Genomic DNA, 19,311 nt, shown 5'->3' with positions numbered 1-19,311 from the left:
TATGTGTATAGCACGATTTTTCGCCCCAATACCGAGTTTTTCGAGCAGGGTGTCTATAGTGTGATACATAATGCACTTTGTGTATTTAAGTTGATGCAAAGTGTATTTTAATTGTATTTTGCAGTCTACAACTATTTATTCTATATGCTAAGAATATTGAAACTTTATACAACCAATCAGCCTAAATACTTGTGTATCCTTACTCACTCGTTAAATGTTGAATCAAACTAACTCCCCACCCCCACTGCCACAAAAACACCTATCCTTTCCCCACTCAATACCTTATAACGCAAACTATTCCATGTATGTTGTCTAAATGGCTCAGTATCAGGCACATCAGCTTTTAGGGTTAAAATTGGTATCCAATGTGCATCATCATTCGGATCAAGCAAATCTAGCGGTACATTTGACCCACTAAACTCCACTTCGCCATTGCCAATCACTTGATAGTTGGCAGTATAGGATGCACATTCTGACACCACTTCTATATCACCTTGTTTCTTATTTCTTGCATTAAAGACTAAATAAGCCATATTCATTTCTCACTTGTAATTGGTTCAAATTGTAAATCGTCACGGCGATTCAAAATGTACTTCATTCCAAAATCTGCCATCATGGTTTGCCCGGTCTGACCAACAATTTCAAACCAGAGCATAAAATCTTGGTAAATCATCAACCCCAACAAATCACCCTCTTTCAATACCACATCAGGAATATTGGATATCTGCTCAAGTTGAGTCACTAAATTTTCATCATAAGGCTCAATTTGTGCAGTAATGCTTAAGTCACTCGGATTGATAAAACTTTGGTTCTTATGAACATAACCACCATTAAAGTGATCTATGAGAACATAAGCATACCCCAAATGCTCATAACGATAATTGGGTTCATCTTGTGCCGATACTGCCAGTGCCTCAAAAGACAATGCACTGTTTGGGGTGGCTTCATCTTGAGCGTTTGAATACTCCACATGCTTACGCCATATCTGGCTTGGTACAGTGGCCAAGGTATTCATCACGATACGTCGTGTGGCAAGTCGACGACCACCAGCCACACGGTTGACTGCAGTATTAAGCATGCCTAAAGTCCTTGTTTAAATCGGTTAAATTGAGCCTGATCGATCAAGCCAAGCCGTAACAACTGCTGTAGCTTTTGTACATCTTGTATCTGCTGTTGTTTCACTAATTTTTCAGCCGCTTGCTGGCCTTGTTCTTTAGCAATACGTCTCATGTTTTGGCGATGGCTTCGTGCAATCTCTTTTTGTCGATCTTGTGCTACACGCTGTGAACGCCGTGCAAGCTCTTGAATCGCCTTACGCTCATTCTTCACAATCTGTGTATTCGTGTTCTTTTCAAATGCTTGTACCTGTTGCTCTAACCCCCGACTCAAGGCTTTACTGCTTTCATTACGCTTTATATTGGCTTGCTGACTTCGGTCTTTTCGTAATTGTTTCACCAGGTAATTCATACCCAGTGGACTCAAAATATATCGCATCACACGTAACACATGCTTGCATGCAACACCTGAAAGCTCAGGATTACGGATCTTTGGGTAACCTTCTTCTATCCTTCCACAACCATAACCGCCAATACTGGCCATGTATTGATACCAATACGTATGACGGCCACAATCACACTCAAATTTCAATTTACCGTAATTCAAGTGTCGCTTCACATCCTGTTCAGTCATAGGTTTTGGTGAAAGCATTAAGTTTCGGTAATTAGAAAACACCACATTGACATGATGCTCTTTGACATCACTGTCTTTACTTGCATTGGTAAGAAAATGAACCATACCTGCCTTTTGACGCACAGGAATAGCCATCAAGATTTGTGTATTGGCTCGTTCAATATCAATCGGTAATGCCAGATTAATGATTTGCTTTGCAGTAATGCCTTTAACATAGTGGTCTTGCAATAGCTCAATGTTCTTTTGAAAGGCAATTAAATCTTGCTGATTCAAACGGCGTAATTCACCACCTAACGTTGTTTTAAATACCTTCTCAATATCATACTGCACACCTTTTTCGATATCTTGAGGACGTAAAAAGACTGCAGTAGCATTTCGATGATCCTCTATGCCCGATTGTTGGCGTTGCTTATCATTGGATCTAAATATACGGTTTGCTTCTCGGGCTATACTGCCTTTCTCAACACGTTGATTCAGCTGTTTATGGATCTGTTGTAGATCATCAGGTGAAAATCCTGCCATCTCAGCCCCCTAAATAGGTATTTTTCAAGGCTTGAATATCAACAAGCAACGGTAAAGCAATTCGTTTGAGTGGTAATTGCTCCCAAATTCCACTCACACCACTTGCCACCATCACCACATCAACATAATCACGAGAGCCATACGCTCGAAAACTCAATAAGGTTGGGTCTTTCGCTTCATCAAGCTGAATATCCCATATAAGCAGTCGATGACGCTGGTTTCTGGCTTTTACTTGCTCTATATGGGCTCTTATCGCATTACGATACGCATTGATCATGACGCTGTCCGATTCACATAAATACTGCGTTTTCCTGTTAAGCTATTTTCTGGGAAACTGCTATCTTTTGTTGTTTTTGTGACTTCAGTTGCGTAATACGCCACGCTATACACCAATGTTTCATTATTCGGCGTTGCAACAGTTCGCATTTCGAATGGAATACCAAGCACCACATCACCGCTACTGTCCGTGGCTGCTCGTACCACTTGAGTACTCACTGCCGTGTAATCACTACTTGGTAAGGCTATTGTTTGTCTTGCCACTTCAACCACAGCCCACAATTCTTTATTTTTCTGATCCGCGATATGATCACGATGATAATGCGGTACATTTTTCACAGGTTTATCAAAAGTAGATAAATCGCTAAGCTGCACATAGTTTTTTAAACTATCGCTATAGTAAAACCATTGATACGCTGGATAGATTGAATAACCTTCAACTTGTTCTTGGTTTTCAATACCGCTTTGATTTGAAGAGTCTACTGTTGATGTATAACCCACGGGTGAAAAACTCTTTGGTCGATCATTCACATAAATTGAGCCACTTCCATCGCCATAACTCTTATTCCACACAGATAGATCATAGGCAATCTCAGCATATCCCCCTTGAGGCAATTCAAACACATACTTTAATGGCGTTTCTTTAAGATCGTAGCCTGCAGCATTGTATGTTCTCACTTTATTCTCACTGATAAGTGTGCCATCTTGACTGAAGGTTTTCACGTAAACATTACCGCTTCCTTGAGGCTGAAAGTCGAAATACAGTAAGAATTGACCGTATGAGCGCCATGGCTTAAATGTAAATGTACCTGATTTGCTATTCCACCAACGCACGCCGCCGACAGCAAAGTTGGTATCACCTCCTATACCATCCCAACCATATACACGATTGGTATCTACAATTTTTGTATCTACACTGGCAGTCATGGGTAGATTAACTCCGAACGTACTGGCAAGTAAGTACTGAGGATGCGGGTTTTTTGCACTTTTATGCTGAGTAAGTAACCCAGATAAATAATCTACTGCTTGTGAAAGATCAGTATCTAATGCATAAGCATCTATAAGCACATTTAATGCTGAAATAAGTGCATATTGTGGGTGTGGATTACCATGTGCAAGATGCTGGTTCATTAGGGTGACAGCCATTGGGCTATTGGCATCTACACTAACCTGAACATGACTTTTTTCTAAATCACTTAATACAATACCTAGCGTCAATACTGTGGTAATACCTGAAACTAACTTTAAAATAGGATCATTCTGCTGTGATGCCACTGCAAAAAGCACTCCGGTATCTGTCATTAAACCAATTTCAAAAATGTCAGATGTAATCGTTGAGTCAATACTCGCAATCAAACGCAAAGTCGCCTGATTGACAGAACCACCATTGAGAGGAAAAGAGGCCAAAGGCTGTTGTAACGCCGTGAGTGTTTTTGCGGTCTGAGATGCATCATACTTGCCAACCCCTACTACAATTTTTGTAAGCTGTATATTGACACTCAAAAGATCTGCATTCAGTGCTGCATCCTTGCCGGCACTGGTAATATAAAACTGTAATGACATTCTAAAAAGACTCAAAGCACGTAATACAGATAGCGTATAACAGACCCTGATTGGTTTTTGATGGTGTTCCAATTATAGGGCTTTACCTGCCTCTCTAAGCCGTGAGAATCGACCTTCTTTCGCCTGTTCTTCTTGCTGTTCTTCAGTCACATGATGTGTACTTTCATAAGCTTCTGCATAATGCACATTTTCTAAAAATAAGAAAGCGAATGCATCACCTAAATCGGGTGATTTAATGCCCTGTTTACGCATTTCATCTTTACTCATGATCTTGTAACGACTTTGATCATCAAATGAGTATGGGATATGAATGATTTGATCTTTAAATTTGGTAGCAAACTTCTTCACTTTCAGTTTAAAACGCCCTTGAGCGACTGCACGAGAAAAACAAACATACGCTTGTGCACGCTTATTAAAATACTGTTTTCGATTTTCATTATTGAAACATGCACCGCCCCAATAGACGGGCGTGTAGTGATAGCCATTATTTTTGAGCTTTTGTCCTAGGCCTTTACCTGCACCATTATCATCAACGACCAGTGTGGCATTGGAATAACAATCCAATAGATGAGTAATGACGCCGTATAGTTCGTCGATATCATCTTTATTTTTACATAATGGGATATCGATCACCTCAACACGGCGTGCACGATCTCCCCACTGTGCCTCACCCCATACTTTAGATACAGCAATCACAGAATCATCACGACCAACACCACCGCCCACATCAACAGTGATGACATATCCATAATCTCTATGCTCTTTATCATCGAAAATACATGAACCAACATAAGCATCTTCAGCTTGACGCATCGACACCAAAAATTCATCTAACCGATCTGGGAAGCGACCTAAAACACGGATTTGGTATTGCGGATCATCACGGCTACCATACTTGAGTAATTGCTCACGAATAGAGGCCATACTCACAATAGGTGATTCTTCACCGTTGAATACCAAGGATACCCAGGCACCGCCTACTCGATGGCTTAAGCGATGATGGGTATCGTAAAACATACCCGAACTCTTTGCAGGCTGTGAAGTCATCACGGCTCTGTTATCTTGGTGTGTCAATGCCCCTAATACCACGTCCCAGACTTCATCAGATATACCACAGGCTTCATCACCCCAAACCATATAATTGTCGCCGTGGTTACCGGCAATATTTGTGGGTTGATGTTTGGGCGCTGTTTTCGCAAAAACATACCATTTTTCTTTATAACCCTTGATGTAAACCATTTCGGATTGATAGCCAACATACTCGGCAAGCCATGCCAAACTGCCATTTCTTAGGCGTTCTAAGTTAATACTAATTTCTTTCCAAACTTGTTTTTTTAACTGCCCAATTTGTGGTGCAGTAAACATCATGATCGACTCATCAAAGAATAATAAATGCCACAAGGCCACAATTCCTGCCGACGCCGTCTTGCCCGTATTATGCAAAACAGTAAAGTCACCACCTAAAAATTGACTATTTCCATCTAATACAAAGCCGTAATAGTGCCCTACACCTAAGGATTCAACAGCTTTAATTGAAAAGTGTAAATTTCTACGTTGGTGTGAAAGATTAGGACGTTTTTTACGCTCAATTCTGACAGGAATAATATCAATATTTCGACCAATCGTAAGCCTAAAATAAGTCCCTTTAACGCCATTATTTCCGCATGTTTTAATCACTTTTTTTAGTGTAGCATGGCACCCAACAGACCGAGCCAAAAATAATACCTGTTCCGCAAGTATTTTATTCTTCTGAATAAAGTCATAACTACACCCATCAAGACTTCCATCAGTATCAATCAACCCAGCTAATAGACTCAGTCTATCTTCAATACTTGCAGTCATATAACATGCTGGAATATGTTTATTATTCAATAGCTTTAATGTCTTCAACTGATTTAAAAATGGATTTTTTAATAGTTTACCTTTAGATATAGCAAAACAACTAGCATTACCACAACTGCTAGAATTATGTTCAACACACAAACACCCAATGTCATCAGCATATTTTTTCCAAGCATCTATAACTTCCTTATCTTCACTATATAGTCGTGTTGAATATGATGAACCATCACCAAGCCATACTCCCAAAATGTACGGGTCAATCGGTAATGTTGTTAGCTGTGTTTCATACGTAGTGATTTTTGAACGATATATTGCATGACACCGTTTTTTATCTGCTCCCCATTGCAACCAATCACGAACAGTTACAGTCACACGATCCCCTGTTTTTCTTCGACCTTTTGTATTTGTTGCTACCAAACACAATATATGGCTTTCGTTAAAGATATGACTTGAACCATCAGCATAAGTAAACCGATACATCTGTTCAGAACCACGGCGTAACTCCAAAACATTACGATAGCTTTGCCCATCATCACCCATGAGTCGATCACCCACAGTAATATCTTGTACTGGTTTAACATCACCCGTACTCAACATAATTGGAGTATCAATGCCAAAACAGCCATGACCAGATGCAACACTGGTTCGACTACCATCAAAAGCAATCGATCTAAATAATAATTCTTGTTGCCATGTGGGCTTAATGCCAAGTGCTTCAACTGCAAAAGCGTATATATCATAACGATACTTGGTACATAGCTCCCACCACTCAGGGATTTCTTTTAAGGGTTGTAGGGCCATAGATTAAAAACTTCTTGGTAAAAGTGTGGTGTCTATATCCATGTGTGTATCAGGCGTAATACAGCTATAATTCAATGCAATTTCACTACTGGCCCACACACTCAGCAACACCGCTAAATGACCATTGTCCAATGCACTTGAGTCAAATTCTTGCTGTATTCCGTTTTTATCTATTTTTCTAATTTGCAAGATATTACTTGGATCATATCGTCTTAAAGCATTTTCAATTTCCACACGCCGTGAACGCATACGCAATTGGTACATAGAGATGACTTGGTCTAAGTGTGTTTTTGCATCGAAAGACATTTGCCAGTCTGCAATCAGCTCAGGGGCATCCGTGACCACAATAGTATTGGCTTGGTATTGTTTTTCAACGGCGTTAGATGAAAAGGCGACTTCCTTTTGTACCAATATTTCCCCGGTTTCTCTAAAACAGACACTTAAAATCCGCTTAGGTTCAGGCGAAAAGCCAACTACTCTGGCATCTATTCTGACAATATCATTCACTTGACAATCCTTTTGCTTGGGTTAGGCTAGAAAAGCAGGGCCTTTGCTCCCACAGTATGACGTCGAGGTGTAGGCATATTGTGCGTAGTGGTAGAAATCCCATGAGTGTAACTATCTACATCAACGGCCCTCTTGAACCTTATGCTGCATTTATATACAATCAGTCATAAGGTCGTTGCTCCCACAGTATGACGTCGAGGTGTAGGCATATTGTGCATAGTGGTAGAAATCCCATCAGTGTAACTATCAACACCAACGACCTAATCCTCTTTTAATCAAATACTTTCCAACCCGATAACAACCATTCGTTATCCGTCGTTTTAACCAAGGTCACTTCATAGCCTTGATATTCCAGCACAGTCTGTTTAGATAGTTTATGTTCAAAAGACCTCAATACTTTACCCCTCGCAATCGTCGTCACGAGGCGATATAACAACGCATGTGCCCCCATCTTTGAATATGCATCTTTACGCATACGAGCTTCAATAATATGAGCAATGCCTTTACCCCCTTTGGTTTTACCATTCGGGCGAACTATCCCCACATCACCCCATACAAAATCAATCCAACCTAAATCATGTCGATACATCGCATGCTGAAAATCTTGACGTGTTTTTAACACTGTACGCATCGCTGCACGACCACGAGCAATATTATCCTCAAGTTTTTTTGGCATTTGATTTGATGAGGCAATAGCATCAAAGCACGCTATAATCATATTCATCGTGCTTTACGCTCTATTTCAGATTGACACTCAATGCAGTATTTCACGCCACCGAGCTTTAATCGTTGCTTTGGGATTTCATCACCACATGCTAAACATTCATGTTCTGATTCATCACTAAACACCACACGCTGGTTTAACGTTTGACTTAATATCGACTCTTGAAAATCATTTGCCATATCTGCTAAATCTGCCATTATTTTCTATCCTTTATTGTTTCTACGGTAATACTTCCTGTTTCACGGTCTGCTTTCACTCGACTGTGTCTGACATCAAATTGATCGGCTTGGATCACAACCTTATCTGAGTCATCATCAACGGCGCAGATCGGTATGCCTTGCGCATCAAATCCATGATTAACACAGTGCTCACCACTTAAGCCTAGCCCAAAGACTTGTGGTACAAAGCCAGATAAGTGCACGTCAACCGTAAATACACTGAGATTGACTGCTTCGCTTGGAATAGCACTTGGCATAAGACTGTTGTCAAATACAACAAATTTAAATGGCTTAGACGTCTGCTTTCCTACTTGAAATGACACATCTATTTTTCGCTTGGCATCATCATTAAGGTAGGTACAAAACTGGCTTGCAATAGACCGCGCATCATGTGGATTGGTGGCAAAAAATGCGATTTGTGCTCGTACAGTGGTTGGATTAACACGCATTTTGGCAATCTGGTCATCAATCATGACATCAATACTGTAAGGAACGCCCAATAACTGCCCAATGTCAGGTGGCATATCCACGGCGGCAATCGCTGTAAGTAACACCGGCATTGCTGCCGTTTCCCCTTGCTTTTGTTCAGGTGTATTGATGTTTTTTCGAAATGCAACAAGCATGGCTTCAGCATCATCAATCAAACGTGATTGACATGAACGTATCGCTTGATTAACGGCTCTAAACTTCCACTCTTGGGTTTGTTTGGTTTCAGGAAAATACCAGGCCCTAAAATCAAGTAATATTTTGACCCATGCATCTTGTATGGCTTTGATTGGGTTGTACGGTATATCCATGTTTACCACCCCTTAAAACCAAAGAAGCCCTTACGATGTGGTGGTTGTTCATCATCATCTTGTGAACGCTGCATCTCTTCCATTTGCAACATGTACTCTTCTGCTTCACTGAGCACGCTATCAAAAGAACGGACGTCAGCAACCATATTTAATGCCCGTTCTTGAGTACGCCGTGCTTGCAGGTCTTGTTTTCGGGTTTGTTTTTGAAGTAAATGATGTAGATGGTGAATTTCTGTATTAGCCGCATCGTTATATTGGCTCAAAGCCATTTGACTATGTACGCTGTCAAACTGCGATACGATTTGCTGTTCAAGTAGTTGTGCGATTGTACGTTGTGATGCATCTAATGTTTCTATCGCAGTTGCACTATCAAAACATGCAAATTCTTGGCTATCGAGTCTTTCTGGTATATATAAACCATCAAATAACTGGCCATCACCCACATTACTGGTGTAGTTAGGTTGAGTGACATAATCAAAACCAAAAAAACCACTTGGAATCAGTTGGGTATTACAGCGTTTATAATTCACAGCTGTGCTAAACCCACCCACTTTGGCAAGATACTGACGCCGTGCAAATTCACCACTATCATTATTTAAAAACTCGGCTTGATGCGTTACATTCCCATCTCTATCTGCTGTTAGGGCTATGGTTTTAAATGCCGGCTCTAAATACACCATTTTGCCATCAATAGGTACTGACTCAGGTGGTGTCATACCAAAACGCTGTCGGACTTGATGACCATAAAAGCCAAGCATTTGCCCAGACTCGACCATTTCTTGTGTTGCTTGATGGTTAATCAGATTGATCATGCTCATGAAGTCTACATTTGAGCGATCTATTCCTGTATAACTTCGACATCGATCGTGCAAGTTGTACTTTAATGGCTTGGTTTTTCTACCTTTTTGTGAAGATGCCATAAAAAATAGCCTTAATCATTTCAATTAAGGCTATTTTGATGGGTTTTATTATAGTGTTTTACGGGTGTTCCATTTTTGGAATGAGACAACCAGCTATGCTCAAGATGTAGGTGTAGGTGTAGGTGTAGGTGTAAAGTTTGACATCCTCCCCGACCTAAAGTTATCTATCTCATTTACACACAAATTTAAATGCTTCAAGGTAGTACGGCGTAATATCAATCGTATCTACACCCTGTCGTTTTAAGTCATCTATAGATAAGAACTCTAAGGCTTTATAGCTAAAACCAACATCTCCCGTATCGCCATTTATGTATCTTGCATGATTAAACTGACCAATAGACTCTGTATTAGAAGTGAGACCTTTATAGTACTCACCCCGATAGCTCGCCACTTCTGCGGTTCTACAATCAAAAACATGATATTTAATATCTGATTGATACGGCTCATCTCTATCAAAAGTCACTGGCCGACTAAACTTTTCGTAAATAACGACTTGTTTTTTAGTACTACTGATCGTTTTAATTGAATTATTATCTAAATAATATTTTCCAATATTTGACTGACCAAGTAACACCAATTGTGGTGTATAAGCAAATGTTGCGTGGATCCCTATTAAAGATAAACCACATAACATAACTAATTTTTTCATTTTTTTCCTAACCCCCCAGTAATTGCGTGAGCAAGTGCTCTATCGCTTATATTTTGATTGATACTATCATTAGACTGATTTACCACCAATACTTTCTGTGGATCAGGCGTATTGTTCGGCTGTTTAGCAGCAACAATACGCGGTATATTATTGGTAGATGTTGATGTATTTAACCCATTAGCTTGTTGGGTATTCGGCATAATCATTTTAGCCAGTGGCTGCACTGTATTTGTACCAAAAATTGTTTTTGCTAGTGATGGATTATCTGTCGTTTGTTTTAATGATGATTTAAGTAGCGGGCTTAGAGTTGCTGATTCTTTCAAGACTGTAGTAATACCAGCACTAAAACCCTCTTCTTTTTGTATCGCATTTAATAATTTTATACGCTCATCTTCTGTATAGTCAGACATACGTTTATTTTGGCCACCGACTGCTTTTAACGCATTTCGCTGATATCGAGCAGTATCATTTTCTTTCGGTGGTGCATATCTATGAATCGCACCCATTAAGTCTAAGTTTTTATAACTATCTGTATCAAACAATAGTTTTTTCTTGGCTTTACGTCCTGTCTCATAATCTGGGAAAATCGCAAAGCGACCATCGGAACCGATCGCTCCTTGTGATTTTGCAAACTTACCCCCCATAATATTACCAGGATTGTTATTTCTCCAATTCCGTGCACCTGTGCGTTTAACAATAGAACCATCATTTAGCTCCAAGGTATTTGAAGCGCCATTTTTTGCAACAATAATACGCTTTACGCCTTTTTCGCCTGTACTACCTACGCTTACAGGGTTGTCATAATTACCACCCGTAGAGACAATCTTATTCGTATCTGCTGAATTACCTGTTAAGTAGTTATAGCCATTTTTAACAGCCTGTGGCACAAATAGCGATGCAACCTCTTTACCAACTGTAAAGGCTTGTCCTAATTTCTCAACTAGGCCATACCATTTATCCATCATTTTTTTAGGTATATCTGCTTTTTTCAGATCATCAGTCCAACTGCTGACATATGGCGCAACAATACCACCAAGCTTGTCTCCAGCCCATGAACCAATAACACCACCGGCGACTGTACCTACTGGGCCAAGTACCGAACCTAATGCAGCACCTGCGACACCACCCACGGCGCTACCTACTGTACTGCCTTTTTCTGCTGTAGACTGTGTTTTCCAATCTGAGAAAGATAATGCTGTCAGTGCAGTACCCAGAAAAGGAATCCCTTTACCCAATTTTAATAACTTACCTAACCCTTTCCCGCCTTTACCAAGTAAACCAAACAACCCTCCTCCAACTCGACTACCAAGTATGCTACTCAATAGCCCATTTGATTTAGATTTTTGTATGGCATCAGCGATTTTATTAAGTACTCGTATCTGCTTACGATTATGCTCTGTTTCTTCTTTTGGTAAAGGTTCAGATCGTTTACGCATTTTGGCAAAGCCTGACAGTGGCTTAAACATAAAGCCAACCATGCGTTTTACGGGAGAAACGACTGTACTCAACTCATTAATTGCGTCTAAACTTGGATCAATGCCACCAGGTGCATGACCAATACCATTGACAGCCTGACCTAAACGACCAATAAGTTGGCTAAAGTTGGAGACTTGCTCTGCTTTTCCACCAATAAATCGACCTTGGCTATCACGTTTACGATCTTGATTTTCCTCGCCTGTCTTAGGTGGTTCATTTATACGATCTACTGGATCCTCTGTACGCCGTGTACCTACTGTTTCACGAGATTGGTCATGATTTGGGAGTGTGCTATTTTGATCACGATGGACTTGTGATGATGTACTTTTGTTATCACTTATATTTTTTAATTGTTTGACGATTTCAGTAAAATTTTGAGTCTGAGTTGCTTCGTAAATTGAGCGTTGATAGTTAGATATTCTATATTCATCGATCTGTCGGATTGCTTCATTTTTTAATATCTTCAGTATTTCTTGAACATGATCATCCAGCGCCGTGGTTTTTTCTGCAAGTTTTTCACCTACTAAAAAACCTTGCCCATCGTAAACTAAAATTGTATCTGCCATTACTGTTGCTCTATGAACTATTACTCTAGACTAAGGCAACACACGGCGTAATTTTGGGCTTGTTCCAAATGATAATTTAGCAAAGACTAACTATACGGATAACAATTATTTATAGGAATTATGATGAAAAATTTAAATAACATAAAAGTACTGGCTTTTGATATTTTTGGGACGGTCGTTGATTGGCATTCATCTATTGTTGCAGAACTAAATAGAATGAAAATACAGGTTGATGCGAATCAGTTTGCTCTAGATTGGAGAGCTGGGTATAGACCAGCTATGGATAAAACACTTACGGGAGAAATGAATTGTGTTTCTGTTGACGTAATACATCGATTGATACTCGAAGAATTACTTATAAAATATAATATTTTGCATCTATCTGAGAAACAAAAAAGTGATTTAAATTTAATATGGCACCGATTATGTCCTTGGGCTGATACGGTACAGGGGCTAAACAAATTAAAAGATAAATACATTATTTGTACGCTATCTAATGGAAATATTAGATTACTCGTTGACCTTGCTAAATATTCAAACCTCCCTTGGGATTATATATTTTCAGCAGAGAATTTTTACGCTTATAAACCCTCACCAAAAACATATCTGGGTGTAGCAGAACTATTAGATGTAAAACCTAACGAAATTTTAATGGTTGCAGCACATCATAGTGATTTAGCTGCGGCCAGATCTTGTGGATTAAGAACCGCCTATATTGAAAGACCATTAGAACTTGGTACAACAATTAAAAATAATGTTTCCCCATGTATAGATAATGACCTGCATGCATCTGATTTATTAGACTTAGTAGACAAACTGAGTAAGTAAGTTCCATACTCATTAAATTCAAGCCAAGTGCTAGACATTAAACATCTCCACCACTTTGCTCGATGTCACGCGCCATTTCTATAATCTCAAGCTGTTTTAGGAACTGTGCTTTTTTGGTTCGCTCCATCTCTAACTTAGCCTGTTCCAATTTATCGTTAGATGCATTCATTACCGCTGTACGTCTAGCCTGTTGCTCTTGCTTATCTTTTAGCTCATCAAATTCTAGGCCCCAAAACATCGCTTCTGATTTAGCAAGATTGCTCAAAGTAATACTTTGCTTTAAGTTTTGCTCAATCATTTGAGAGGTAATGCCCATCTTAAACTTAATGGCCTGTAATTCATCATCTGTTGCAGTTTTAAGATCCATGTTCTGTAACTCATCACGAACATGAGTCAAACTGTCCAAAGTATCTCGTGCAAAATCACTGAGCTTAGCAAGGTTATTCCTGGTCTTTTTGACGACTTTTAACGCCGTCAACTCTGAGTGTTTATATTTTTCTCTTGCTTGCTCATTTTGACTGTCAAATTTTACTAATTTGACATCATTTTTGACATACTGAGTATCTGATTTTTCATGATTTTCTATGTCGTTTTCAGTACTTTCACTTTCTGCAGTATTAGTGTCATTTTTGACACGACTACCCTGCTTTTTTGACACAGATTTTATGGTTTTTTTGACAGTCTGATGAGATATAGATTTATTCGATTTCTTAACTGCTTTTTTGACAGTTTTTTGCCAATTTTCAGCCTTTGAACGGCGACAAATCACTGATGAACTAGGTACATCAATACCTAATTCATCTTGAGCTTTTTGAGCCAGGGCCGCCCAAGTGATTTTAGGCGTATTTTCCCATGCCAAACGTAAGAATGCCCAGACTTCATCTGGGTACCCTGTGGCTTTAACGCTCATTAAAACCACCACTAAACAAGTCTAGGTTTCTCAAAGTCGGTGGCAGTATTTTTCTTTTTTGCTCAACCTGCAAAACATCTAGCATTAATATTTCTTGCCAAGCCTTGGTATCACGCTCAGCCATATGATCGAGTTGTTTGTAATGCCCCTGTTGCTCTCTAGCAAGTAAAACCTCACACTCGCGTACACATGCCATAAGATTCGCTATATCATCGGTAATTTCGCCTTGGTGATGAGCGATTAATATTTTTGCTCTGTCTAATAGCTCCAAATAACATGACTTAGGCAATTGCCCAATATAGTTTGCACTCACCTGTGCAACTGTTTGGCTGATTTGCTGAACCATCGTTGCTGTAATTTCATGTACGCCGTTGAGTAAAAGACCTACTCTTGATGAGTTATTGTCAAACTCAGGTTCTATAGTAAACCCAAGCACCCAATCTGCAGAAACGCCGTATAGCAAGCATAACTTTTGTAAAATCTCAGCATCGGGAATTTTATGGCCATTTTCAATTTCTGAAATTCGATTCGCTCTTTTTGTACTGGTAGAGACTGAAAAAACACGGCTCATCACTTCTGCTTGTGATAATTTGACCAAGATACGTGCCTTAGCTAATCTACGACCAATGAGCACTTTCCGATCTACGTGTGGTTGTTTTTTCTCTATGCTTTTACTTTCTTCTAAAGAATACATTTAACACCTCACGTTATATCGCCAGCAAGCCATTGAAAATTTACACGGCGTTTTAACCAATCCGATTGTTCTGTGTTTTTAAAGATACAAGATACCCATACACAGCCATCAGGGATTGGCTCTGCAAGTATGATTTGTTCTGATATAAATAACTTATCATCAGTAAACAAAATGCCCTTGAGCGCATCTATGATCAACTTAGGGTAGTTATCTATATCAAAACGTGGATAGCTTTGTGCGGTGTAGTTTCTAGGTTTCAAAGGGGGTTGAGCAATGATTCTGACTTCACAGGCTGTTGTGATTTTCTCTAACCCAATTTTTTCAATAAAGTCTGTATATATATTACTGACGGATTTTTTGTAGTTACGAGCAGGTAAAGATAATGAATTACGCTGCATTTCTGTTTTTTTGTCTATCGTGGCTCTCCAAATTTCATTTGCACTTAGTCCATAAGGCATTTTTACAGCAATATGTTTTTTACCAACAATAATATGGCCGTACTCCGATATATAGTGAGTATCTGGCCCTAACTGTTCAGTAGTATAGTTTAACCTGAGTTTTGGTATAACTTTAACGCCTTCCGCCTTTTTGGATTTTGATGGTTTTTTCAATATTGAATCTAAGTCGTGATTAGTACCAAAATGATTTTTTCGTGTACGTAAATGTGCTAACCAATCTGCCCGGCTCCGTGTCATAGAGCCACCATATGTTTGATTAGATCACTTGATATCTTGATGTGTTCTGACATAAAAAAGCCCTCATTGTGTATGCATGAAGGCTAATTTAGATCCAAACTTAGTTAAGTTTGTTGGGTGTTTTTGCTTATTTGTTTTTGAGTTTTAGATAAAAGCATATATTACGTTTTCATACTCTCCATTTTTTCAAGAAATTTCTTTGCAGCTCCATAATCCTCAAACTTATTTAGCCTTATTAGCCCTACAATTCAGTTACTGTGCACCAATTAGTGGAAACTAGTCAGCCATGAGATAGGGTTAGATTGATTGATTATTTATTCAAACCATTCTATAAAATCAGGATTAAAATTGTACTTACTTCTATAATTATACTTTGTCATTTCATCAAGCATTTTTATATTTTTTAAGGCTTCAATGATTGAGTCATCATAGTTCTTAATTGATTCAACAATATAGTCCAAATATCGCAATGAACAAGTCATATAAAATTCTGGCAACCTATAATCAGATAAATTTAAAAATATATCTTCTGAACCAAAGTATTTTTTTAAAATTTCCTGTAAATCCTTAACCTTTTTATTCCAGCTCTTAAAATAAAGATTTTCCTGAACCTCAATGTTTGTCGTAACCATACTTGTGCCATGAGTTACAAAATTCCTTAAGGTAGACATAGATTCAATAATTTTTATTAAATTTTTAGGTATAAGCTCTGCAGGTTTTGTTCCAAATAGTATGGAATATTCAGCCATAAGATTATTGATTGAACTATGAGATTCTATAAATGATTGCTTAGCCACTAATATTTTTTGATAGTTGTTATGTTCATATCTACCCTCTTTATTTCCTTCGGAAACATATTTATCAATTTCTTTCTGTAAATATTTAGCTAGAATCTCCCTTAAAGTCCCTTCTAAAACTGCTGATGTTAAACTTAGCATTGGTAATATATATGATGTAAGCCTAAAACTCTTAAATGGTATTTTCTGCTCTAACTCTAAGCCTTCGAATAAACTGTTATCCTCAAAAAAATTATCCACCTTACATTTTAAGTTATTGATAAATATTTTTTTTGAATCAGATATCCTCTCTAAAGCATTAAATCTATAATTAGTCCAAGGATAAATATTTCTAGCATATAAGCAAAATTCTACTAAAGGATCTATAAATATTTGCTTTTGCTTTTGCTTTTGGAAAAATTTAGTTTTATTAGGAAATGGATAAAAACAAAAACTGTAGCTTTCAATACTAGACCGCTTTCTAAGTAGTAGTGAATTATACTCATTCCATGAAACAAAAAGAACAGCCCCCATCTCCAGTCTCTTATACTTAAAACTTTCAGACATTCTTAATTCTCACATACTATACTAAGTAAGATTATAATATATTTTCAAAAACTAAAGTAATTTTAGTTGCCCAATATCGTATCTATAACACCACTCTCCCTCTCTAGGGAAACGATCTAACCGTGTCTGGTCTCTCCACAACTCAATAAACATATCACCATGCTCATAGAAGGGTTTTGTACCAATTGCCCATGCACTCACTGTAGATGAACTACTTAAATCAAGGACGAAAGCTATCTTCTCATGAGACCAACCTAGGTTACGCAAGTCTAAAATCATTCTGGCAAAGTCAGGGCGTTTATAACTCTGTTTCTTTTTTAAAAAGTGCTTTGCTTTCTGTTTAGTACTCATAAAACGTGCATCTATATTTGAAGAGTGTAAGCATGCTGTACTATCTATTCTTAAACTACTAATTGCCATTAATTCCCCCCTATTTCTACCAAATCAACTTTAACGTCTGTTTCTTTCCATAAATTGCCCCAAACGTATTCAAAATAGGACCACTGTTCGCCATCTTGTTTGTAGTACACTTCATGCTCTGGATCAAAATGCGTAGCACCCTCTGGTCTACACGTATCTTTCCGCATTGCGTCAATATTGCGTTGCTGTCTGAGTATTTGCGTGATGCGTTTTTTCATTTTTCGTTTCATGCTAAATTACCCTCACACATACATTTGACTGAGTGGCTGTTTACTTGCTAGAAATGCTGTATTTACTTGACCGATATAGCCACACCATCCCCACAGTTCACGCCAGTAGTACCAAATCCCGTTATTCACTAACCAGTACGTGCCATCTTCTTCAAAATGAGTGGGTTTAATACATTGCCCTCTACTGTTTGGCACAACAACGGCGTTACCAAATTTGAATTCACTCATGGCTTTAGATTTTGTGTTCATGGCAACCTTCTTCCTGCTTCTACTTCTTCGGATGTAGCAAGTTCAAATTTTTCATCATGTAAAAGCCTCCACTTATCGTCATAAATTCCACCAGTACGCCCAACACGATCAACCTTGAATAATTCATTGCTTTCAAACTGTCTTTTTGTGACAAGGAAATCACCCACCTTAAATTCAGTCATGCATATCACCACTCAATTTAGAAATAAGGTCCTTCAGGTTCTGCACAACCTGATCTACTGTCCAAGGCTCACGTGAATTCATCACACCTTGCTCAATTAACATTCCCAATATTTTACGCATGCCTATTTCAAAACGGTCTTTACGTACAAGCTCACCATCTGCATCGAATTCAAACATATCAGGTTTTATTTTTGGATCTTTGAACTCTTCCTTACGAAGATCAAATTCTGTAACCTCTCTCATTGCTCACCCACCGTATCAATTATTGCCTTTATGGCTTTAAGTGTTAGCTCATGGTCATCACCAGGTACGACAAACAAACTAGCTATCATTTCCACTTTTTTACGGTATTTACCCGCCTGATCTCGATGCATGTTACGTTCACGGTCTAGATTTTCATTGAATGCTAGTAGCTCGGCATGTTCTTGCTGCAAGACATCAATTTTCTTTTGCTGTTCTTGCCATACATCCCAAGCTGTTGCAGTTTCTGTCTCTTCGTAGCAAAACTGTATTCGGTTTCCATGTTTATCGGTTGCTCTGATTGAGCCTGAAGAAAAATCCACACTCGTTATATCTAATTCTTCCTTAACTGCCCAAAGCTCAAAAGCTTTTCGTGCTTCGCTCAATCCGTGATTTTCAATAAACTCATTCGCTTTCATCACACACCCAACTTTTCCAAAACGTCACTAAGTATTATTTCATCAACTGGCATGCCCACAATCAGGTCTACCAAGACTGCATACGGCGTTTTAATTTGCTCTGAAATTTGACCTAAAGACCAAAAATCATTTAAAGACTTAATCGCTTGTTTCGCATTTTCTTGTTGTTGAGTAACTAAACTTTGCTCAAGAGTTTTGTGATAAACATCCACAGCTACACCCCTACGCCGTTTTGCTTGTAACCCACTTTTTTGAGATACGGCATCATAGATTCGAGCCCCTTAGCATCTTGCATCTTGTCCACAATACGACTAGCTAGGTCTTCATAGCTCTCACCGACTTGACCGTGTTGTCCTGCATACTCAGGCAAACGAGAAATCTTTTGTGCAAACATAAAAATCTGTTTGTCAGAAAGCTGTGCCGTGTTTGGCTTGTCAGCTGGTGTTGTCTTGTTCTGTGATTGAGTTTCTAGTGCACGGTACTTAGCGACTGCTTGAACGAGCTTGTCAGCAAAGTGATAAATCATCAGGTCATCACTCAAATTTGTATT

25 protein-coding genes and 1 pseudogene are annotated in these 19,311 nt (G+C 38.7%); 1 reads left to right on the top strand and 25 read right to left on the bottom strand.

The features are described 5' to 3' along the window. Window positions 1–227: 227 nt before the first annotated feature. From BLS38_RS12520 to BLS38_RS12455, 13 genes are all read right to left on the bottom strand, one after another. Window positions 228–533, bottom strand: coding sequence for a hypothetical protein (locus BLS38_RS12520; RefSeq protein WP_092750129.1), 306 nt, complete (start codon window positions 531–533; stop codon window positions 228–230). Window positions 534–535: 2 nt separating this feature from the next. After that, window positions 536–1,078: a hypothetical protein gene (locus BLS38_RS12515; RefSeq protein ID WP_092750120.1), complete on the bottom strand. Its 543-nt coding sequence runs from the start codon at window positions 1,076–1,078 to the stop codon at window positions 536–538. Window positions 1,079–1,080: 2 nt separating this feature from the next. After that, window positions 1,081–2,211 (bottom strand): hypothetical protein, encoded by a 1,131-nt coding sequence (locus BLS38_RS12510; RefSeq protein WP_092750118.1) that lies wholly within the window; start codon window positions 2,209–2,211, stop codon window positions 1,081–1,083. A gap of 1 nt (window position 2,212) precedes the next feature. Further along, on the bottom strand, window positions 2,213–2,488 hold the full coding sequence (locus BLS38_RS12505; RefSeq protein WP_092750116.1) for a hypothetical protein: 276 nt from the start codon (window positions 2,486–2,488) through the stop codon (window positions 2,213–2,215). Continuing rightward, window positions 2,485–4,050, bottom strand: a complete 1,566-nt coding sequence (locus BLS38_RS12955) for a phage tail-collar fiber domain-containing protein (RefSeq protein WP_143230141.1) — start codon at window positions 4,048–4,050, stop codon at window positions 2,485–2,487. Before BLS38_RS12955 ends, BLS38_RS12505 begins: the two co-directional genes overlap by 4 nt. Window positions 4,051–4,122: 72 nt before the next feature. Then, complete coding sequence (locus BLS38_RS13245) at window positions 4,123–6,693, bottom strand: Hint domain-containing homing endonuclease (protein WP_244518317.1); 2,571 nt, start codon at window positions 6,691–6,693, stop codon at window positions 4,123–4,125. A gap of 3 nt (window positions 6,694–6,696) precedes the next feature. Further along, entirely contained in the window at window positions 6,697–7,200 is a 504-nt protein-coding gene (locus BLS38_RS12485; protein WP_092750114.1) for a hypothetical protein, read from the bottom strand. A 271-nt stretch (window positions 7,201–7,471) separates the two neighbouring features. Next, complete coding sequence (locus BLS38_RS12480) at window positions 7,472–7,924, bottom strand: putative barnase/colicin E5 family endoribonuclease (RefSeq protein ID WP_092750112.1); 453 nt, start codon at window positions 7,922–7,924, stop codon at window positions 7,472–7,474. Beyond that, window positions 7,921–8,121 carry a TraR/DksA C4-type zinc finger protein gene (locus BLS38_RS12475; RefSeq protein ID WP_092750110.1) on the bottom strand — a complete coding sequence of 67 codons (201 nt, stop codon included), beginning with the start codon at window positions 8,119–8,121 and terminating at the stop codon, window positions 7,921–7,923. Before BLS38_RS12475 ends, BLS38_RS12480 begins: the two co-directional genes overlap by 4 nt. Further along, a complete protein-coding gene (locus BLS38_RS12470; protein ID WP_092750108.1) occupies window positions 8,121–8,939 on the bottom strand; it encodes a hypothetical protein in 819 nt (272 codons plus the stop codon). Before BLS38_RS12470 ends, BLS38_RS12475 begins: the two co-directional genes overlap by 1 nt. 2 nt (window positions 8,940–8,941) lie before the next feature. Then, entirely contained in the window at window positions 8,942–9,859 is a 918-nt protein-coding gene (locus tag BLS38_RS12465; protein ID WP_092750106.1) for a hypothetical protein, read from the bottom strand. Between the two features lie 169 nt (window positions 9,860–10,028). Further along, complete coding sequence (locus BLS38_RS12460; RefSeq protein WP_092750104.1) at window positions 10,029–10,508, bottom strand: surface-adhesin E family protein; 480 nt, start codon at window positions 10,506–10,508, stop codon at window positions 10,029–10,031. Then, entirely contained in the window at window positions 10,505–12,550 is a 2,046-nt protein-coding gene (locus BLS38_RS12455) for a hypothetical protein (protein WP_092750102.1), read from the bottom strand. Before BLS38_RS12455 ends, BLS38_RS12460 begins: the two co-directional genes overlap by 4 nt. Window positions 12,551–12,673: 123 nt before the next feature. On the opposite strand from BLS38_RS12455, the gene BLS38_RS12450 reads away from it, so the two are divergent. After that, window positions 12,674–13,378 (top strand): haloacid dehalogenase type II, encoded by a 705-nt coding sequence (locus tag BLS38_RS12450; RefSeq protein ID WP_092750100.1) that lies wholly within the window; start codon window positions 12,674–12,676, stop codon window positions 13,376–13,378. Between the two features lie 37 nt (window positions 13,379–13,415). On the opposite strand, the gene BLS38_RS12445 is transcribed toward BLS38_RS12450, so the two are convergent. The 12 genes and pseudogenes from BLS38_RS12445 to BLS38_RS12390 all read right to left on the bottom strand — a co-directional run. Next, window positions 13,416–14,288 carry a hypothetical protein gene (locus BLS38_RS12445; RefSeq protein ID WP_092750098.1) on the bottom strand — a complete coding sequence of 291 codons (873 nt, stop codon included), beginning with the start codon at window positions 14,286–14,288 and terminating at the stop codon, window positions 13,416–13,418. After that, a complete protein-coding gene (locus BLS38_RS12440) occupies window positions 14,278–14,982 on the bottom strand; it encodes a helix-turn-helix domain-containing protein (protein WP_092750096.1) in 705 nt (234 codons plus the stop codon). Before BLS38_RS12440 ends, BLS38_RS12445 begins: the two co-directional genes overlap by 11 nt. Window positions 14,983–14,990: 8 nt before the next feature. Further along, entirely contained in the window at window positions 14,991–15,677 is a 687-nt protein-coding gene (locus BLS38_RS12435) for a RusA family crossover junction endodeoxyribonuclease (protein WP_092750094.1), read from the bottom strand. A 314-nt stretch (window positions 15,678–15,991) separates the two neighbouring features. Next, window positions 15,992–17,020, bottom strand: coding sequence for a hypothetical protein (locus tag BLS38_RS12430; RefSeq protein WP_092750092.1), 1,029 nt, complete (start codon window positions 17,018–17,020; stop codon window positions 15,992–15,994). 51 nt (window positions 17,021–17,071) lie between these two features. Beyond that, on the bottom strand, window positions 17,072–17,440 hold the full coding sequence (locus BLS38_RS12425) for a hypothetical protein (protein WP_092750090.1): 369 nt from the start codon (window positions 17,438–17,440) through the stop codon (window positions 17,072–17,074). Then, window positions 17,440–17,670 (bottom strand): hypothetical protein, encoded by a 231-nt coding sequence (locus BLS38_RS12420; protein ID WP_092750088.1) that lies wholly within the window; start codon window positions 17,668–17,670, stop codon window positions 17,440–17,442. Before BLS38_RS12420 ends, BLS38_RS12425 begins: the two co-directional genes overlap by 1 nt. Before the next feature lie 12 nt (window positions 17,671–17,682). Next, window positions 17,683–17,919: a hypothetical protein gene (locus tag BLS38_RS12415; protein WP_092750086.1), complete on the bottom strand. Its 237-nt coding sequence runs from the start codon at window positions 17,917–17,919 to the stop codon at window positions 17,683–17,685. After that, window positions 17,916–18,101, bottom strand: a complete 186-nt coding sequence (locus BLS38_RS12410) for a hypothetical protein (protein WP_092750084.1) — start codon at window positions 18,099–18,101, stop codon at window positions 17,916–17,918. Before BLS38_RS12410 ends, BLS38_RS12415 begins: the two co-directional genes overlap by 4 nt. Continuing rightward, window positions 18,094–18,345: a hypothetical protein gene (locus BLS38_RS12405; protein WP_092750082.1), complete on the bottom strand. Its 252-nt coding sequence runs from the start codon at window positions 18,343–18,345 to the stop codon at window positions 18,094–18,096. The genes BLS38_RS12410 and BLS38_RS12405 overlap by 8 nt, the downstream gene beginning before the upstream one ends. Beyond that, window positions 18,342–18,761 carry a hypothetical protein gene (locus BLS38_RS13240; RefSeq protein ID WP_244518315.1) on the bottom strand — a complete coding sequence of 140 codons (420 nt, stop codon included), beginning with the start codon at window positions 18,759–18,761 and terminating at the stop codon, window positions 18,342–18,344. The genes BLS38_RS12405 and BLS38_RS13240 overlap by 4 nt, the downstream gene beginning before the upstream one ends. Then, on the bottom strand, window positions 18,761–18,973 hold the full coding sequence (locus tag BLS38_RS12395) for a hypothetical protein (RefSeq protein WP_092750080.1): 213 nt from the start codon (window positions 18,971–18,973) through the stop codon (window positions 18,761–18,763). The genes BLS38_RS13240 and BLS38_RS12395 overlap by 1 nt, the downstream gene beginning before the upstream one ends. Window positions 18,974–18,975: 2 nt before the next feature. Continuing rightward, window positions 18,976–19,311, bottom strand: a pseudogene (locus BLS38_RS12390) (helix-turn-helix domain-containing protein); the annotation flags it as partial.

The sequence above is a fragment of the Acinetobacter boissieri genome (genome assembly GCF_900096955.1).
GTDB classification, from domain to species: Bacteria; Pseudomonadota; Gammaproteobacteria; order Pseudomonadales; family Moraxellaceae; genus Acinetobacter; species Acinetobacter boissieri.
Note: the sequence above shows the minus strand (reverse complement) of the source record. Positions and strands in the feature narration are given on the sequence as shown.

Bases quoted from the DNA above. Each gene is read 5' to 3' on its own strand.
- BLS38_RS12520 (WP_092750129.1), bottom strand. From the start codon at position 533: ATGGCTTATTTAGTCTTTAATGCAAGAAATAAGAAACAAGGTGATATA.
- BLS38_RS12515 (WP_092750120.1), bottom strand. From the start codon at position 1,078: ATGCTTAATACTGCAGTCAACCGTGTGGCTGGTGGTCGTCGACTTGCC.
- BLS38_RS12510 (WP_092750118.1), bottom strand. From the start codon at position 2,211: ATGGCAGGATTTTCACCTGATGATCTACAACAGATCCATAAACAGCTG.
- BLS38_RS12505 (WP_092750116.1), bottom strand. From the start codon at position 2,488: ATGATCAATGCGTATCGTAATGCGATAAGAGCCCATATAGAGCAAGTA.
- BLS38_RS12955 (WP_143230141.1), bottom strand. From the start codon at position 4,050: ATGTCATTACAGTTTTATATTACCAGTGCCGGCAAGGATGCAGCACTG.
- BLS38_RS13245 (WP_244518317.1), bottom strand. From the start codon at position 6,693: ATGGCCCTACAACCCTTAAAAGAAATCCCTGAGTGGTGGGAGCTATGT.
- BLS38_RS12480 (WP_092750112.1), bottom strand. From the start codon at position 7,924: ATGAATATGATTATAGCGTGCTTTGATGCTATTGCCTCATCAAATCAA.
- BLS38_RS12475 (WP_092750110.1), bottom strand. From the start codon at position 8,121: ATGGCAGATTTAGCAGATATGGCAAATGATTTTCAAGAGTCGATATTA.
- BLS38_RS12470 (WP_092750108.1), bottom strand. From the start codon at position 8,939: ATGGATATACCGTACAACCCAATCAAAGCCATACAAGATGCATGGGTC.
- BLS38_RS12465 (WP_092750106.1), bottom strand. From the start codon at position 9,859: ATGGCATCTTCACAAAAAGGTAGAAAAACCAAGCCATTAAAGTACAAC.
- BLS38_RS12460 (WP_092750104.1), bottom strand. From the start codon at position 10,508: ATGAAAAAATTAGTTATGTTATGTGGTTTATCTTTAATAGGGATCCAC.
- BLS38_RS12455 (WP_092750102.1), bottom strand. From the start codon at position 12,550: ATGGCAGATACAATTTTAGTTTACGATGGGCAAGGTTTTTTAGTAGGT.
- BLS38_RS12450 (WP_092750100.1), top strand. From the start codon at position 12,674: ATGAAAAATTTAAATAACATAAAAGTACTGGCTTTTGATATTTTTGGG.
- BLS38_RS12445 (WP_092750098.1), bottom strand. From the start codon at position 14,288: ATGAGCGTTAAAGCCACAGGGTACCCAGATGAAGTCTGGGCATTCTTA.
- BLS38_RS12440 (WP_092750096.1), bottom strand. From the start codon at position 14,982: ATGTATTCTTTAGAAGAAAGTAAAAGCATAGAGAAAAAACAACCACAC.
- BLS38_RS12435 (WP_092750094.1), bottom strand. From the start codon at position 15,677: ATGACACGGAGCCGGGCAGATTGGTTAGCACATTTACGTACACGAAAA.
- BLS38_RS12430 (WP_092750092.1), bottom strand. From the start codon at position 17,020: ATGTCTGAAAGTTTTAAGTATAAGAGACTGGAGATGGGGGCTGTTCTT.
- BLS38_RS12425 (WP_092750090.1), bottom strand. From the start codon at position 17,440: ATGGCAATTAGTAGTTTAAGAATAGATAGTACAGCATGCTTACACTCT.
- BLS38_RS12420 (WP_092750088.1), bottom strand. From the start codon at position 17,670: ATGAAACGAAAAATGAAAAAACGCATCACGCAAATACTCAGACAGCAA.
- BLS38_RS12415 (WP_092750086.1), bottom strand. From the start codon at position 17,919: ATGAACACAAAATCTAAAGCCATGAGTGAATTCAAATTTGGTAACGCC.
- BLS38_RS12410 (WP_092750084.1), bottom strand. From the start codon at position 18,101: ATGACTGAATTTAAGGTGGGTGATTTCCTTGTCACAAAAAGACAGTTT.
- BLS38_RS12405 (WP_092750082.1), bottom strand. From the start codon at position 18,345: ATGAGAGAGGTTACAGAATTTGATCTTCGTAAGGAAGAGTTCAAAGAT.
- BLS38_RS13240 (WP_244518315.1), bottom strand. From the start codon at position 18,761: ATGAAAGCGAATGAGTTTATTGAAAATCACGGATTGAGCGAAGCACGA.